This is a genomic window from Candidatus Brocadia sp., assembly GCA_021646415.1.
GTDB lineage: Bacteria > Planctomycetota > Brocadiia > Brocadiales > Brocadiaceae > Brocadia.
This window is the reverse complement of record SOEU01000024.1, coordinates 12,848-27,772: the sequence shown is the minus strand read 5'-3', so window position 1 is coordinate 27,772 and position 14,925 is coordinate 12,848. Positions and strand designations below refer to the sequence as shown.

Here is a 14,925-nt window from a genome sequence, read left to right as displayed (position 1 = left end):
GAAGGTTTTAAAGGAACGAAGAACCCCAATAGAACACTTCCGATATTTTCACATTATTTTATGAATCAATATTTTATGTGCGTTTTCCACAAAAATCCTATTCATACCCAATAATTATTTACATAATGGAAATTGGACGATTGTTATCCCTCAAATGTTTTTTCGTTTTGTCTCCTTTCCCTGAATTGGATAATTTTGTCGTGGCAATACCTGACTTGTGGCAGAAAGGCCTTTCCAGTTAAGCAACATTGGGCAAGCAATGAATATGGTAGAATAGGTACCCACAAGGATTCCTACCAACATAACAAATGCAAATCCATGAACCTCAGACCCGCCCAGAAAAAACAAGGCGCACAATACACCAATAGTCGTGATGCCTGTCAGAAGTGTACGACTCAGGGTCTGGTTAATACTATCGTTAACCAGTTGCGGAGTCAATATCTTTCCCCGTCCCCCCATATTCTCCCTAATCCTGTCAAATACAACAATCGTATCATTCAGAGAATAACCCACTACAGTAAGAAACGCTGCTACCATGGCACTGTCAATCTTCATATTTCCAAATAAGTAGTCTGCAACCGCCACGGCACCAAGGGTAACCAGAATATCGTGAATAACGGCGATAATTGCAGCAGAACCAAATTTGAAGTCGCCGAAACGAAACCATACATAAAATATTGTTGCAATACAGGAGAAGATTACCGCCAGGATGGCGCGCCCCTTCATTTCACCAGCGACGGTGGCGCCGATACTCACGATCCTTTTTAGTGGCTGAGGTATTTCAAATGCACCTTTTATGGTCTTTTCAACTGTTTCAGCATTTTGAGAGCCAAGAACAATCTTGACAGCCTGGTATTCCCTTCCTTTTTCCAAACCCTGTTCAAGAATATTGGGGTATCCCGCCGAGGTTAGCACCTCTTCAATAACCTCTTTTTTCAATGGTTTTGATAACATCATGCGAAATTGTGCCTGATTTGTTTTCGTCATTTGAGGTATTTCAACGCCTGCCGTATCTCCAGAGCCCTCTTTAATCAATTCAAAAGAGACATCAACCTTTTCTTTATACCAGTTGTCTTTAAATTTATGAACGATATCTTCCTTAATTTTCTCCTGGATTTTTCCTGCGCTCAAAGGCTCCATACGAATTGCAAATACAGGTGCCGGGGCATTCCTTGAATAAATACTTTTTATGGCATCTTTTACAGATTTAATTCCACGAATCATCGTCACAAAACTTTCTTTACCAATACCCTCTTTCAATTCTACCCGAATCGCTTCATTTCCGATGATACTGACGCTCGGACTGGGAATCGTTTCCTTCAAAGTCTGTTTTATTTCCTGCAAACTTGTTCTTGGGCCTTCAATTTTGAGCTTACTTGTGCGTACCATAGGGGATTCTTTTGATAGTCCCGTTACAGTAATATTACTAAACCCCTGCTTATTCAGTTCAAAATTGAGGATAACGGGTTCTATAGGCTCACTTGCTTCCACATCCATGAAAGGTTTAGATGTCTGCATACCCACATCCTGAGCCTGCAATGTTTCAGTAATTTCACCCAGCGTTATTTTTACATCGTGGAAAACCAGATTATCTTTTAATCCATCTACAACCGAGCCAACCAGTTGCGGGCGTTTTTTAGCATCTTCCAAACCCGAAATATTCACTACATATTCTCTGGCTGGCTGATTAACAGGTGTTATCGATACCACATCTTCCTCACTATAACCTGCTTCTTTCAAGCTTTTCTGAATAGCCACTTCATCCACCGGTTTTTGCAATTCAAGATGAAAAACCAAAGGTTCGACAAAATCAATCCCTTTAAACAGCCCGGCCTTATCCAGAACCCTTTTTACGTCCTCTGTTATTTTTTGTTTTACCTTTTCCTCGTTAAGCTCTTTTATCCTGATACCAAATTCGTTTGCTGTTGACGCGAACTGGGTCAGACTCTCCTCAGACCAGATACTTTGCACCTCAGCCTCTTCATAACCCGTCTCTGCCAATGCAGTCCTTATAAATCCAGGTGGTGTTGGATTGTTTAGGTGTAAATGCACAAGGGTACCGCCGGTGAAATCAATATCATATTTTTTATTCCCGCGAAGAGTAAATATGGTAAGTCCGGCGATAATACATGCACCTGAAACAGCTACCAGAATAAAACGATAATTCAGAAATCTGACGTGAGGAATACCGATCAGTTTTAACATGGAAAACTTCTTGATCCAGCTTAAATCCATGAACAAATCATACATGACCCTTGTCACGAAAATGGCGGTAAACAGGTTAATAATCAAACCAAGGATTAATATCCATGCAAATCCTTTCACGGGGCCTGTGCCTACTGCGGCAAGTATAACACCTGTAATCAAGGTAGTAATGTTAGAATCGAAGATAGCAGAAAATGCCTTTTCATATCCTGCCTTAACGGCTGCACGGATAGGTTTCCCTTTGGCTTTTTCCTCGCGGATCCTTTCAAAAATAAGCACATTGGCATCGATTCCCATACCAATCATAAGCACCAAACCTGCAATACCCGGAAGTGTCATGGTGGCGTCGAGCAATGCCATTGCAGCAACTATCAGGAAGATATTTAATGCGTTTGCACAGTTGGCAACCCATCCTATTCCCATGTAATAAATACCGATGAAGAGAATGACGAAAATGCCACCTATTGCTCCCGCTATCAGGCCTCGGTTAATCGAATCTCTCCCCAAACTTGGTCCGACCATAGTTTCCATTTCAAGTTCAAGGTCAGCAGGTAAGCTTCCTGCCCGCATTATGGCAATGAGTTCGTTCACTTCATCCTGCGTGAAATTCCCTTCAATAATCCCCGCCCCAGGAATGCGGTCGCGTATAACAGGCGCTGAATACAGGATGCCATCCAGGATTATCGCCAGAGGTTTGCCAATATTACGTTCTGTAATCTGCCCGAACTTGGACTTACCGATAGCGTCAAACTCAAACCCCACAACCGGTTCAATCCCTTTACGGTCAGCATATATTCTGGATAGATGTTCACCGGAAATTGCTATCTTATTTTGAACAAGGAACCACTTACCAGCCTCACCCTCTTCACCCTTTTTCTTTCTTAACCAATGTTTATAAAAACCGGGGATTTGTTTCCCCTCCACGGCCTCTGTATATTCCGGACTGTCACTGCTGGCTGCCAATCTGAACTCAAGCTTGCCAAGCCGCGTAATTCGGTTCTTCAGTCCTTCTATTTCCGTTCTTGTTGCCCCCGGTACCTGAATAAGTATCCGATGGCTACCCTGTTCTTGTATTCGGTACTCTATAACACCCTGCGGGTCAATCCTCTTCTTGAGCACCTCGATAATTTCTTTTGTAATACCCGGACGATCTTCCCTTTCATCCACTCTAACCTTATAGAGTAATTCGGAGCCACCTTTGAGGTCTAATCCAAGTTTAATTTTACCCTTTGACACATATTCAACAACCTTGTTCCGGATATTCTTGCCGTCTTTGTCTGTTTCCTCGCTGATGATCATCTCCCGGACAACGGGATTTGTTATGAAAAACTGCGTCCATGATTTTTCTACTGTAGTCCGTTCTACTACCTTGCCGTCAATCTCTTTGACACGCTCTCTCTTCAAGACCTTTTCTGCCGGTGGATACAATACCATGGTACCAATAGCAATAACTACCGCAATGAGAGGTATCCTCCACCTTAAGTTTTTAATCATTTCTTTCTCCTCAACAGGCTCCCTTTCCGCTGTTTATGATAAACTGCCGATTCATAAAATATTATACCCTTATTTTGCTTCTTTGCCTTCCTTTATCGCCTCTTTAGACTCTTCGGTATCTTCATCGTGAAAAACCTCTAATACCGTAACAATCGCGCTCCTGTCGACTTTGATCTTTACATCTTTGGCGTCATCTACACGGAGGATAATTTCATTCTCTCTGACAGACGTAATAACTCCATGGACTCCCCCAGCCGTTACAACCCGATCGTTCTTTTTGATTCTGGACAACAGCGCCTTGCGCTCTCTTTCCTTTCTTTTCTGCGGTCTCAGTATCAAGAAATACATCACGACAAACATGAGTATAAATGGGAGCAACATCGACAGCATGCCACCTGGTGATTGTTTTCCTGCCGCTTGTAATAAAAAAAGCATCATATTCCTCCTAACCGTTATTAAAGATTTTCATTCGAAAGTACGATTTCCCAATCTGAGTCGTATCGCCAGTGCTTGTCACCCAGACTGTTTTAATAAAAAGTCTGCTTTAAAATCCTTAAATTCGCCTTTTATAATGGATTCTCTTATCTGCTGCATCAGGTTTTGAAAATAAAATATGTTGTGTAATGAAATCAAGGTTAACCCCAGGATTTCGCTTGCCAGAAAGAGATGCCGCAAATATGCCCTTGTAAAATTCCGGCATGTATAACAGCCACACATCTTGTCCAGAGGCTCTTTGTCTTCTTTATATTGGCTATTCAGGATCTTTATTTTACCGGTACTTGTAAAGGCACACCCGTTTCTTCCATTGCGTGTGGGAACAACGCAATCAAACATATCAATCCCGCGTTCGACAGCATTTATGATATCAATAGGAAATCCAACACCCATCAAATACCGAGGTCTTTCCTGCGGTAAATAATCTACGGTATAGTCAAGTACCTCGTTCATCAGGAATGCCCCTTCACCAACACTGAGCCCCCCAATTGAGTATCCCTCGAAATTCATTTCTACGAGTTTTCTGGCACATTCAATACGCAGTTCCCTGAATACACTTCCTTGAACAATACCAAAGAGCGTTTGTTGTTTATTCTTGTGTGCGGTTAGACAGCGTTCCGCCCACTCAAGTGTCCTTTTTACCGCCACACCCGCCCTGTCCTGTTCACAGGGGTACGGCACACATTCATCAAACGGCATAATAATATCCGCGCCGATATCATTTTGTATTTGCATCATCCTTTCGGGGGTAAGGAACATCCTTGTTCCATCAATAGGGGATTGAAATTCCACTCCATTGTCTGAAACCTTTGTCAAACCAGTAAGCGAAAAAACCTGATATCCACCACTATCAGTAATAATCGCACCATCCCATCCTATAAATTTATGGAGACCTCCGGATTGCCTAATAATTTTCTCCCCCGGTCTGAGGCAGAGATGATACGCATTACACAAAATAATCTTTGTATTCGTCTCCTTGAGTTGCTGTGGCGTTAAAGTCTTGATCGTTCCTTGCGTACCAACTGGCATAAAAACTGGTGTAGGGATACTGCGATTCGCCAATCGAAGTTCACCGCACCGAGCTTTTGTTTGCTTATCAACTGCCAGGGGTCTAAAAATCAAAAACACCTCCACAGAGAGGCATTAATATACCCGAACCAATTCTATCTTTGGATAGTAATGTTTTAAAATGGCAGTCCACTTAAAACCTTTTTGGGCCATAGCTTGAGCACCATACTGGCAAAGTCCCACGCCATGTCCCCATCCTTTACCGGAAAAGGTGATGCTCTTTCCATTACTTCTAGAACGAAAGGCCGTGCTAAACAAATAATTCGGACCTACCAATAATCGAAAATCGTTGGCATTCAGTTCTTTGCTTCCATTCGCAGAAGTAATCTCGACTTTCGATCCATGATCACCAACTCCGGGATCTATTGCCGTGACAGTGCTGATATTCGAGACAAAGATATTAGCTTCTCGTAATTTTTTTTCTATTGCTGCTTTACTAATGTCTGTACTCCAGCTGGAATGTTTGGAGTTATTACAGTAATTACACGACACTCCACTTAGGGGTGGTATACTCTCTCTCCCAAATACATGGTTGATATCTTCCGTATGTCCTCCACACGTACTGTGGAAATAGGCAGGGAAAATATTCCAGTTGTACACCATAACAACACCCTTCGTTTCCTGTACAATTTTATTGAGGCGTGCTGTTTCTCCAGCCACACCTCTGTATGCAAGTTCCAGCATATCCAAGTGATATACCTCATCCCGCCTTACCTTTTTTTTATACATTGCATAGGTCCTTGCTGTTACCGCCTGAGCACGCAAAGCGTCTTCATCCCAGCTTGGCGGCATTTCACTGCCAAGTACACCGCCAATAAAACTTTCAAGGTCTATTTCTTCGATTACCGATAATTTGTTATTAAATTGCTGCAATATCCTGATTTCTCCGCGATATCGTACGTCATTTAACACAATTTCTCCGTCTCGATGACTTGTGACCCTTAGTTCACCGTTGTTATAATGTTTATTTCCTATACTGATACCACCGTTATTTACCGATATGGTACACTTTTGGAGTCCTTCTCCCTGATCTATAATGTTTTTCAGGCTGCCGGTAATCTGGTAACATCCACTAATGGCCAATTGTGCCTCCCGCTTGTCATTTACCAGGAGCACACGCAGGACGGGCGTTTTATCCAAGAGGGGCCCGTAATCAAGAACCTCATCTTGAACCACAGGGGCTTCCTTCTGGCATGAAAGAGGTAACCCTGCGGAAACAGTCGGTAATATCGTAGCAATCATCAGGAATAACGTCCTAACCATATCGTCTTGTATTCACAGTTAACCTAAAATATCTATCCAAAACAATCGCATCTGTGCAACACCTCTGTCATATCTAAAACTTTACGGGTGCTTTCCTTGTCCCTGCTATGGGGGTTGTTACCCTTATACAATTCCCGGGTGGTGTCTTTATACCTTTCATATTCACTGAATACACATCCACAATAGCCTTGCCGATAAATCATTTTTTTCCTGGCTATATCATGGCTGCACTCAGACAAGTAACGATAGTCACGATAGATAAAATCAATCCCGTATTCTTTTGATAAATTTTCTGAAAACATCTTTAACTGCTCGTGATTCTGATAGACGCTAAACAACATTGTGGATGTAAAGGCGCCAAATCTGTTTTCCTGTGCATAGGCAGCCGTAAATTTTAATCTCATGGTGTAACAATCGGCACACCGGTCATCTCCCTCATAATTGACTTTCTTCAGATATTCCCTTAAGCCATAATCCTCACGGTAAATTACCGGAATGGGATCGCTTTCCTGGAATACGCGCAGCGCTTTCAGCCTTCGTCTGAACTCAAGCAACGGATGTATATTTGGATTGTAAAAGAGCCCGGTTACTTTAAAACCTTCTTTTCTCAGTTCATTGAGCGGTGCACATAAACAACAGGCGCAGCAAATATGAAGCAATAGATTCATAAAACGACTCCTTCAAAATAGTTTTTTTTGGAGTCCGGCTTCGGTGCGATACGGATATCCTAAATGTTCATAAGCCTGCTTCGTGACAACTCTTCCCCGGGGTGTTTTATCAAGATACCCCCTTTGAATCAAAAATGATTCATACACCTCTTCTATTGTATCCTCTTCTTCGCTTACCGAAACCGCAATAGTCTTCAAGCCGACAGGACCTCCGCCATATCGAATGATTGTTTCCAGTATTTTTCGATCCATGTCTCCCAAACCATTCTCATCCACCCCCAACATCCCCAATCCCATATTGGCTACCTCTTCATTAATAACGTCATTTCCACGCACCTGGGCAACATCCCGAATCCGTCTTAAAAATCTATTGGCTATTCTTGGGGTACCCCTGGATCTTTTTGCAATAATTTCAGCCCCCTTCTCTTCTATGTGAATGGAAAGAATACGGGCAGAATTACACACAATTTTGTAAAGGTCATCCCAAGGATAGAACTCCAGCTTTTCAAGTACGCCAAATCGAGAACGAAGGGGGGCAGTAAGCAATCCTTCCCGTGTAGTTGATCCAACAAGCGTAAATTTTGGCAATTTAATTTTTACCGACCGCGCCTTGGGTCCCTGATCAATAATGATATCAATGAAAAAATCCTCCATTGCCGAATACAGATATTCCTCTACCGTTGTATTTAATCTGTGAATTTCATCAATAAAAAGGATATCCCCATATTGCAAATTCGTAAGAATACCCGCAAGGTCTACCGGTTTATCTAAGATAGGGCCGGAAGTCGTTCTAATCGTTGTGTTAATCTCGCTGGCAATAATTTGTGACAACGTTGTTTTCCCTAAACCGGGCGGTCCGGAAAACAAGATGTGATCTAATGGTTCTCCCCTTTTCTTTGCAGCTTCGATGTAAATGAGCAGATTTTCTTTTATGCGATTTTGTCCAATAAAATCACTGAATCGTTTTGGCCTTAGCGTAAGGTCCAGATTTTTATCATCAACAATTGCCGTAGAAGATAAAATATCTTCATTTACCATGTTTCAATCCTGCAATTGGTTTGAAGTCACCCACCAGGGTAAATCAGGCTTTATACTTCAGCGCTTCCCTTACGAGCACTTCAACATTATCAACGGTTCGCAATTTTTTTATTGCCTCGCTTACTGCATTTTCAGCCACTGATCGTCCATAGCCCAAGGAAACCAGCGCCATAACAGCATCCGATACAAGTGCCTTCTGCCGGGCATCTCTATTATTGTGTGGGGACGTTGTAATCTCTTTTATAATCCCCTTTAATTCCAGGATAATCCGCTCAGCTGTCTTCTTGCCCACCCCTTTAATCTTTTCCAGTGCCTTTGCATCTTCATGGATAACTGCATACCTGACATCCTCAACGGTACTGCCCGAGAGTATCATGATTGCCGTATTGGGTCCTATGCCATTCACAGAGAGTAACAATTGAAACAAATCTCTTTCTTCTGCTGTTGCAAACCCAAACACCTTAATCTGGTCTTCCCTTATAAACAACTGGGTGAGAATTGTAATCTCTCCATGGTTGGGTATCTTCTCGAAGGTAGATAGCGGAATGTGTAATAGATAACCGATGCCTGCTACTTCCAGGATAAGTCTGGTGGGAGATTTACCAACCACCTGTCCTCGGATGTAATCTAACATGTATACAGCACTCCAAGCACATTGTACTTATGGCATCCGGAATCATTGTTTCAATAGGCTATTCGGTAACGTTCCTTTCCAACTCTGCCCCAGAATTGTCCTCGGTTTTCAGACTAAGGCCAAGCCTGGAGAGATTTTCCTTTATCTCATCTAGATAATTTTCTTTGACACCTTTTTGGATTAACTCTATCTCGGTCATTTTTATAAGGTCTTCAACCCCTTCAATGCCAGCCTTGCTAAGGGCATTCCTGCAACGGGTGGAAAGATTAAGCTCCGAAATATCCTCAAGAGCAGCACCCTCTTCTTCTGTTGTCGTTTTTGCGCTAAACAACTCTGGCTCAGTATCAATTTCTAATGCCTGACCTAAACGTAATCCCTTTTGGGCTAAAATAGCCTTAATCTCATTCAGTGAAGTTTCTCCAAAATTTTTAAACGAAAGCAAATCGGCCTCTGTAATCCTTGTAAGATCCTTCAAAGAACGGATATTCATTTTTTCTAAACAATTTTTACTTCTTACAGAGAGCTCAAAATCAGAAATTGGGATGTTCAATACCTCGCTTTCTTTCCCCTGTTTTTTTGAAATCTCTTCATCATAATACATAGAAATTGATGCTTTTGCATCTTTTAGAAACAACGATGCCCGTTCGTTGGTTGGCTCTGCATCCAAAACCATCTCAAAACAATATGCCGCATCATCATAGTCGCCTCTATCTTCATATAATATTCCCAGGTTGATAAACGCATTCTTATGGTTAGGACTTAAATTGATGCATCTCTCGTAGTATTCAATAGCTTTTTCATCTTCTCCATCCATATCATAATTAAAAGCTGTGCGGAAAAGGGCCTTTGCATAATTCGGGTCAATTTGAAGCGCCTGCTCATAATGCTTGAATGCTTCCTGATACTCCCCCAGTTCATCCAGACAATATCCCCACTGGTAATGCAATTCGGCGCTGTTTCCATGCGATTGTGAAAAACTTTTGATAATTTTCAAAGCACCTTCGATATCACCGGACATCCTTTTTATCTCGGTAATATCCATATGAATATCAAACTCCTCAGCATCCGTTCTTTTCGCACGTTCAAAACATTCCAGGGCTTGGCTATAATCACCTAACTCTTGATAACATTTTCCTAAATAATACGCCCCTGTCTTCCTTGACTTCACTTCTTTCAGAATCTCCGACGCATCTTTTACCCTTCCTACTATCCACTCGCATATTCCCAATATGAGTGTTAAATCCTTTGCTCTGGCAATATCGTGTTCCTTTTTTATATCAAGCTTTAACGACTCAATCTTTGTATCCAGCTTTTCCCTATTTTCTTTGGAACTGTATACTTGGTCCTTTATGTATGTAACAGTTTCCCTGGATATCGTTTCCTCTTCGAGCAGTTTGTCAAAATCAATATCTGCAACAGCCTTAATCATTCTCTTATTCAGCCTCCATCACTTCTTAAAAATAAATATCTCTTTTCCCCAAAATATCAATTTTAGGCAACTTTTGAAAGGTGGAGTGTAACAAACACGCATCGGAAATTCAAATAAATTTTGTTACACAATTCTTATGATAATTCTATTATTTTTCCTTGATTTCATTATTGCTCTTTGATAATATATTTTTATGTGGTTTGGTCGTATCGTAAAGTTTTATTATAATCCATTAATAACAAGGCTACAAGGGCTAGAACCTGTAGCCTTTTTTTTATTTTATTAAATTTTTTCAGAAATGAGAGGGGGTGATTTTTAGAATGGCAACTGGAACCGTAAAATGGTTTAATGACAAAAAGGGATTTGGCTTTATTTCCCAGGATAATGGCCAGGATGTCTTTGTACATCAAACTGCCATCCAATGTGAGGGTTTTAGGACACTTGCAGAAGGAGACAAGGTCGAGTTCGAAGTTATAAAAGACCAGAAGGGCTACAAAGCTACAAAAGTCGTCAAATTATAAATTTATTAAAACAAGAGCACTCTTATATTTATAGCAAATCGTTTTTGTTAACTGGTGTATAAAAATATGGAGTTGTCACTTAATTATAATTGCGACAAAATAACCCCAATATCTTCACAGATATTGGGGTTATTTTGTTTTCAGTAATCAATTATAAATTATGAATCATAATCTAATAGGTTTTCTTGCTTATCGTACGCAAAATCTTTTCGTATTTCTTATTCACTTTCTTTTCGTGCTTCACGGCATCTTTTACAATTCTATGAAAAAATGCCTTTACGAAGGGATCTGTCTCCTGATCCGCCAGCTTTAAATATTTTTCCTGCAGTTCCCGCTCATCTTTTGCAACTATATCGAGCGCCTGAGATAAATCCATTAATTATGCCTTTCTAAAGTTTTTAGGGGTAATGTACATTAGTGTAGAACATGAATTTAACAAATAGAACAATAAATATCAATATTCTTTTAATAAACAGCAATAAATTTTTATTGACAGTCAACAATAGAAGAATTTGAATGTGCAAATAAAGCATTTTAAAGAAAGTTTGCTCATATCATTTCCAAAAGGAGATTAAGTCATGAAAAATTTGACGAAAGGAGTTGTTCTTTTTTTGGCAATTTTTAGTTGTGGTATAGTAATGGCCGGAGAGATTCCTACCTCAGCAAACGAAGATCAAAGGACTGCTATTTCGGAAATAAAAAAATTATCTCCAAAAGATTTCAGTATTACCTGGGATGAGAGGAGAGGCGTTGCGAAATTTATTTCGGGAGAGCTTACCAAACCATCCGAGATGTCTCAGGAAGAGATAACCGTAGATTTCATAAAACATTACAGGGCTTTATTTGGTATACAGGACCCAGAAAAAGAGATAGCATTGGAGAACACCAATACCACACCAGAAGGGGATTTCATCAACTTCAAGCAAAAAAAAGACGGTCTGGATGTCTCCGGTGGCAAAATTACCGTAAGGATACGGAAAGGTGTCATAACCACCATTGCAAACCACTTTGAGCCAAATATTCCTGTTAAAACCATACCAACTCTTTCCGCAGAAGAGTCAGCGGCTATCGCAAGGCACGAGGTAAATCTCCCAGAACTGACTACTGATAACACGCTGATCATTTTCCACTGGGAAGGAAAGTTCTATCTTGCCTATAGGATAGATTTCCCGTTTCATACACACCCGGAGCCATCAAGGTATCGGATATATATTGATGCAAATAAAGGCATTGTCGTTCTCGTTGAAAACAGGGTCATGCATGAAGGTGCTGCCGTCGGCTCTGGCGAAGGGGTGGATGGTGTACTAAAAACCTTCGATACTTACGAAAAAGAGGGAACCTTCTATCTTGGCAATCCCCCCCTCCAAAACACGACCAACATAAGGATAATGACTTATACCGCAAACAATACCAAGACCCTCCCTGGGAAACTAATGACCGATGCAAATAACTTTTGGGAAGATCCACCAGGGGTGGATGCACATTTCTACGGAAACCTTGTTTTTGATTTTTATAAAAACAACTTCAGTAACTTCTCCTGGTTTGTTGGAAGTGGTTTCGATGCATCTAACGGCATTTTATCAAGCGTACATTATGGCACGGCATACGACAATGCCTTCTGGAATGGAACGCAGATGGTATATGGCGATGGCGGTACGACATTTTATCCCCTTTCAGGGGCACTGGAAGTAGTTGCCCATGAAATCACCCACGGTGTTACAGAGGCCATAAACAACCTCATATACAGTCAGGAGTCCGGGGCACTGAATGAGTCGTGGTCTGATGTTATGGGAATATTTGCATCTATCGATTACGGCGATGACCTCCCCTACTGGCTTGCAGAGGATATTATGAAGATCGCTAAAACACCAGGAAAAGAGGCCTACTATGCGCTAAGAAGAATGGATGATCCCCCGTTCAGAACCGATAGCTATCCTGAAAACGACTATAATCCTAAAGATGCGCTGAACAGTTGGGGACAGCCGGAACATACCTCCGAACAGTATCACGCAGCAAGCAGACCCTGGACAGACTACGGAGGGGTACATATAAACTCTGGTATCCCCAATAAGGCCGCTTATCTGATTATTACGGATACGAGCGTCGGCACCGAAAAGGCAAAACAGATCTATTACTATGCCATGTTCTATCTTTCTTCTAATTCTCAATTTGTAGATGCCAGGGATGCGGTAGAACAGGCGACCATAGATCTTTATGGAATAGGACTAGAACTTATTGCAGTGCGGGCAGCTTTTAATACAGTTGGAATTAAATAAAATTTTATCCAACAATGCCGATATATCTCTATAGTTGCGAAAAAAGACAACCTCATAATCTTCGCTTAAGAAATAGTATCTCTCTGGTCCGGGAAAAAGTATTGAGAAAGGAGGTGGCATTCTTAATCTGAGCGGAAGAAGAAGTAGCAGGGTACAGTACTTTAATAGATCATTTTTGAAAAGGAGTAAGGAATATGAAGAAGTTATTAGGTGTTTTCTTTGCAATATCTGTTACGATGGCGTTGGTAAGTTCGGTTTACGCAGGTCCTGCTGACGATACGGCACCACAAGTTGGTGATGACACAACATTCTTTGGTAAATCCGAAGGACTAACCCTTCCATCTTTATGTGATAATTTCGGATATGTGTGGACTCTCCAGGTGGCTGGCCCTGGTCGATTGGTAGGAAAGGTTGATACCGGAACCTGCGGTGTCTGGGACGTAACCGGTACCTTTGATGCCGTGAATGTACAACTCACAGGAACAAACAACACGGGAAACTCATGCTGCGGACAGTTCACCTATACCGGCACGCACACAGGAAAAACGGGTAAGACTGCTTCCGGTACCTGGCTCAACACTTGCGGTGGTAGAGGTAGTTGGACAATGGCAATTTGCAGATAAAAAGCAAAACTCAATAAACATGCCAATGTTCTTTATAACAAAAGCATAATAATCTGCGAATTTTCGTTTAATTACTGCTTAGGATGCAACAAGGCGCATTTCTCATAAAAAGGGAATGCGCCTTGTTTTTTATAATCTTTAAATACCCTGTGTTCTTCGATTTTAAAATCCCGGACTTCTTCTCAAGCTTCCCCAATGCATCTGGCAACTATTGGAACTGAATATTCTGCCGTTTGACCGCACGCAACCTTTTAGGACTTAACGGTAGTGACGACTTAACTCAGAGGCATATCTGGTTCCGATATTCCCTGCATTGCGTGTCAGCCAATCACTCAAGCGCATGTGTCCCGTTGGAGTTTTTTCTGAAATCAGGAGGTTTGACATCAATCCATAAACTTCGTCTCGGGTTAACACCACGTCATTGACAATATAGCCAATAAGTCTCGAAAAGAAAAGCGCCAATTCCGGCCTGAGATGAACTATCTTTGGTTTACTATGGATTTTGCCGGCAATAAGTCTAACCATTTCATGAAACGTGTAAATCTCAGGACCAACCGCATCGATAATCATATTCTCCCCGTGCTGGCCAGCATTCACCGCTATTTCGGCCACGTCTTCCACAAAGACCGGTTGTAGTTTGTAATCACCGGAACCCAGGATGGCAAATATCGGAAACCGCCTGAGGAGCCAGGCAATATTGTTGATAAGGATATCCTCATGTCCGAAGAGCACAGTTGGCCTAATGATGGCATAGGATAGTCTAGACTGGTTTATGGCCTTTTCCAGAATTCCCTTCCCTCTGAAATAAGGAAAAGGCGATGCTTCTGAGGCATTCGTGATACTGATATGTACAATCCTGCGGATACCTGCCTCTTCAGCCGCTTTCATAAGGGTCTTCGTATTCGCAACAGCCTTGTCAAATGTAACTTGCCTGTAGGAAAAGCGTACCCAGTAGGTATTGTAAAGGATTGTCGCCCCTTGCATGCTCCTGATCAGCTCTTCCGGCTTGTCGAAATTAAATGGAGCAACACCCACCCGGTCACCAAAGGGGTTCGGACGGTTGGGATGCCCGGTGAGCGTTTTAACCTTCCTTCCCATGGCCAGGAGTCTTTGGGCGATATATTTGCCCGTATAGCTAAATGCACCTGTTACAATATTTAATTCATCAAATGTTTCCATAGAGAAGTAAATCGGAGACCACACTCTGCCAA

General features: G+C 41.6%; 13 protein-coding genes. 3 read left to right on the top strand and 10 right to left on the bottom strand.

Features of this window, described 5'->3' with window-relative positions; genetic code table 11:
* Positions 1 to 150: 150 nt before the first annotated feature.
* The 8 genes from secD to E3K36_15025 form a co-directional block, all read right to left on the bottom strand.
* The gene (gene secD, locus E3K36_15060; protein ID MCF6156522.1) at positions 151 to 3,699 is read right to left on the bottom strand and encodes a protein translocase subunit SecD; all 3,549 of its coding nucleotides are present in this window, start codon (positions 3,697 to 3,699) and stop codon (positions 151 to 153) included.
* Between the two features lie 69 nt (positions 3,700 to 3,768).
* Positions 3,769 to 4,134, bottom strand: coding sequence for a preprotein translocase subunit YajC (gene yajC / locus E3K36_15055; GenBank protein MCF6156521.1), 366 nt, complete (start codon positions 4,132 to 4,134; stop codon positions 3,769 to 3,771).
* A gap of 78 nt (positions 4,135 to 4,212) precedes the next feature.
* Positions 4,213 to 5,316, bottom strand: coding sequence for a tRNA guanosine(34) transglycosylase Tgt (gene tgt, locus E3K36_15050; GenBank protein MCF6156520.1), 1,104 nt, complete (start codon positions 5,314 to 5,316; stop codon positions 4,213 to 4,215).
* Positions 5,317 to 5,337: 21 nt separating this feature from the next.
* Entirely contained in the window at positions 5,338 to 6,525 is a 1,188-nt protein-coding gene (locus E3K36_15045) for a SpoIID/LytB domain-containing protein (GenBank protein ID MCF6156519.1), read from the bottom strand.
* A 32-nt stretch (positions 6,526 to 6,557) separates the two neighbouring features.
* Positions 6,558 to 7,193, bottom strand: a complete 636-nt coding sequence (locus E3K36_15040; protein MCF6156518.1) for an epoxyqueuosine reductase QueH — start codon at positions 7,191 to 7,193, stop codon at positions 6,558 to 6,560.
* A gap of 12 nt (positions 7,194 to 7,205) precedes the next feature.
* A complete protein-coding gene (gene ruvB / locus E3K36_15035; protein ID MCF6156517.1) occupies positions 7,206 to 8,231 on the bottom strand; it encodes a Holliday junction branch migration DNA helicase RuvB in 1,026 nt (341 codons plus the stop codon).
* Positions 8,232 to 8,274: 43 nt separating this feature from the next.
* On the bottom strand, positions 8,275 to 8,865 hold the full coding sequence (ruvA, locus tag E3K36_15030; protein MCF6156516.1) for a Holliday junction branch migration protein RuvA: 591 nt from the start codon (positions 8,863 to 8,865) through the stop codon (positions 8,275 to 8,277).
* Between the two features lie 58 nt (positions 8,866 to 8,923).
* Positions 8,924 to 10,294, bottom strand: coding sequence for a tetratricopeptide repeat protein (locus tag E3K36_15025; GenBank protein ID MCF6156515.1), 1,371 nt, complete (start codon positions 10,292 to 10,294; stop codon positions 8,924 to 8,926).
* 320 nt (positions 10,295 to 10,614) lie between these two features.
* Between E3K36_15025 and E3K36_15020 the strand changes: the two genes are divergently transcribed.
* Positions 10,615 to 10,815, top strand: a complete 201-nt coding sequence (locus E3K36_15020) for a cold-shock protein (protein ID MCF6156514.1) — start codon at positions 10,615 to 10,617, stop codon at positions 10,813 to 10,815.
* 172 nt (positions 10,816 to 10,987) lie between these two features.
* Here E3K36_15020 and E3K36_15015 read toward each other — a convergent pair whose 3' ends face one another.
* Positions 10,988 to 11,191, bottom strand: coding sequence for a hypothetical protein (locus tag E3K36_15015; protein ID MCF6156513.1), 204 nt, complete (start codon positions 11,189 to 11,191; stop codon positions 10,988 to 10,990).
* 202 nt (positions 11,192 to 11,393) lie between these two features.
* Here E3K36_15015 and E3K36_15010 point away from each other — a divergent pair, with 202 nt between their 5' ends.
* Together E3K36_15010 and E3K36_15005 are read left to right on the top strand one after the other, a co-directional pair.
* Positions 11,394 to 13,091 (top strand): peptidase M4 family protein, encoded by a 1,698-nt coding sequence (locus E3K36_15010; GenBank protein ID MCF6156512.1) that lies wholly within the window; start codon positions 11,394 to 11,396, stop codon positions 13,089 to 13,091.
* A gap of 194 nt (positions 13,092 to 13,285) precedes the next feature.
* Positions 13,286 to 13,714: a hypothetical protein gene (locus tag E3K36_15005; protein ID MCF6156511.1), complete on the top strand. Its 429-nt coding sequence runs from the start codon at positions 13,286 to 13,288 to the stop codon at positions 13,712 to 13,714.
* A 258-nt stretch (positions 13,715 to 13,972) separates the two neighbouring features.
* On the opposite strand, the gene E3K36_15000 is transcribed toward E3K36_15005, so the two are convergent.
* Positions 13,973 to 14,893: an NAD-dependent epimerase/dehydratase family protein gene (locus tag E3K36_15000; GenBank protein ID MCF6156510.1), complete on the bottom strand. Its 921-nt coding sequence runs from the start codon at positions 14,891 to 14,893 to the stop codon at positions 13,973 to 13,975.
* Between the last annotated feature and the right edge of the window lie 32 nt (positions 14,894 to 14,925).

What these genes read in the sequence shown, in the direction of transcription:
- secD (MCF6156522.1), bottom strand. Translation starts at nt 3,699, where the DNA reads ATGATTAAAAACTTAAGGTGGAGGATACCTCTCATTGCGGTAGTTATT.
- yajC (MCF6156521.1), bottom strand. Translation starts at nt 4,134, where the DNA reads ATGCTTTTTTTATTACAAGCGGCAGGAAAACAATCACCAGGTGGCATG.
- E3K36_15045 (MCF6156519.1), bottom strand. Translation starts at nt 6,525, where the DNA reads ATGGTTAGGACGTTATTCCTGATGATTGCTACGATATTACCGACTGTT.
- E3K36_15040 (MCF6156518.1), bottom strand. Translation starts at nt 7,193, where the DNA reads ATGAATCTATTGCTTCATATTTGCTGCGCCTGTTGTTTATGTGCACCG.
- ruvB (MCF6156517.1), bottom strand. Translation starts at nt 8,231, where the DNA reads ATGGTAAATGAAGATATTTTATCTTCTACGGCAATTGTTGATGATAAA.
- ruvA (MCF6156516.1), bottom strand. Translation starts at nt 8,865, where the DNA reads ATGTTAGATTACATCCGAGGACAGGTGGTTGGTAAATCTCCCACCAGA.
- E3K36_15025 (MCF6156515.1), bottom strand. Translation starts at nt 10,294, where the DNA reads ATGATTAAGGCTGTTGCAGATATTGATTTTGACAAACTGCTCGAAGAG.
- E3K36_15020 (MCF6156514.1), top strand. Translation starts at nt 10,615, where the DNA reads ATGGCAACTGGAACCGTAAAATGGTTTAATGACAAAAAGGGATTTGGC.
- E3K36_15015 (MCF6156513.1), bottom strand. Translation starts at nt 11,191, where the DNA reads ATGGATTTATCTCAGGCGCTCGATATAGTTGCAAAAGATGAGCGGGAA.
- E3K36_15010 (MCF6156512.1), top strand. Translation starts at nt 11,394, where the DNA reads ATGAAAAATTTGACGAAAGGAGTTGTTCTTTTTTTGGCAATTTTTAGT.
- E3K36_15005 (MCF6156511.1), top strand. Translation starts at nt 13,286, where the DNA reads ATGAAGAAGTTATTAGGTGTTTTCTTTGCAATATCTGTTACGATGGCG.
- E3K36_15000 (MCF6156510.1), bottom strand. Translation starts at nt 14,893, where the DNA reads ATGGAAACATTTGATGAATTAAATATTGTAACAGGTGCATTTAGCTAT.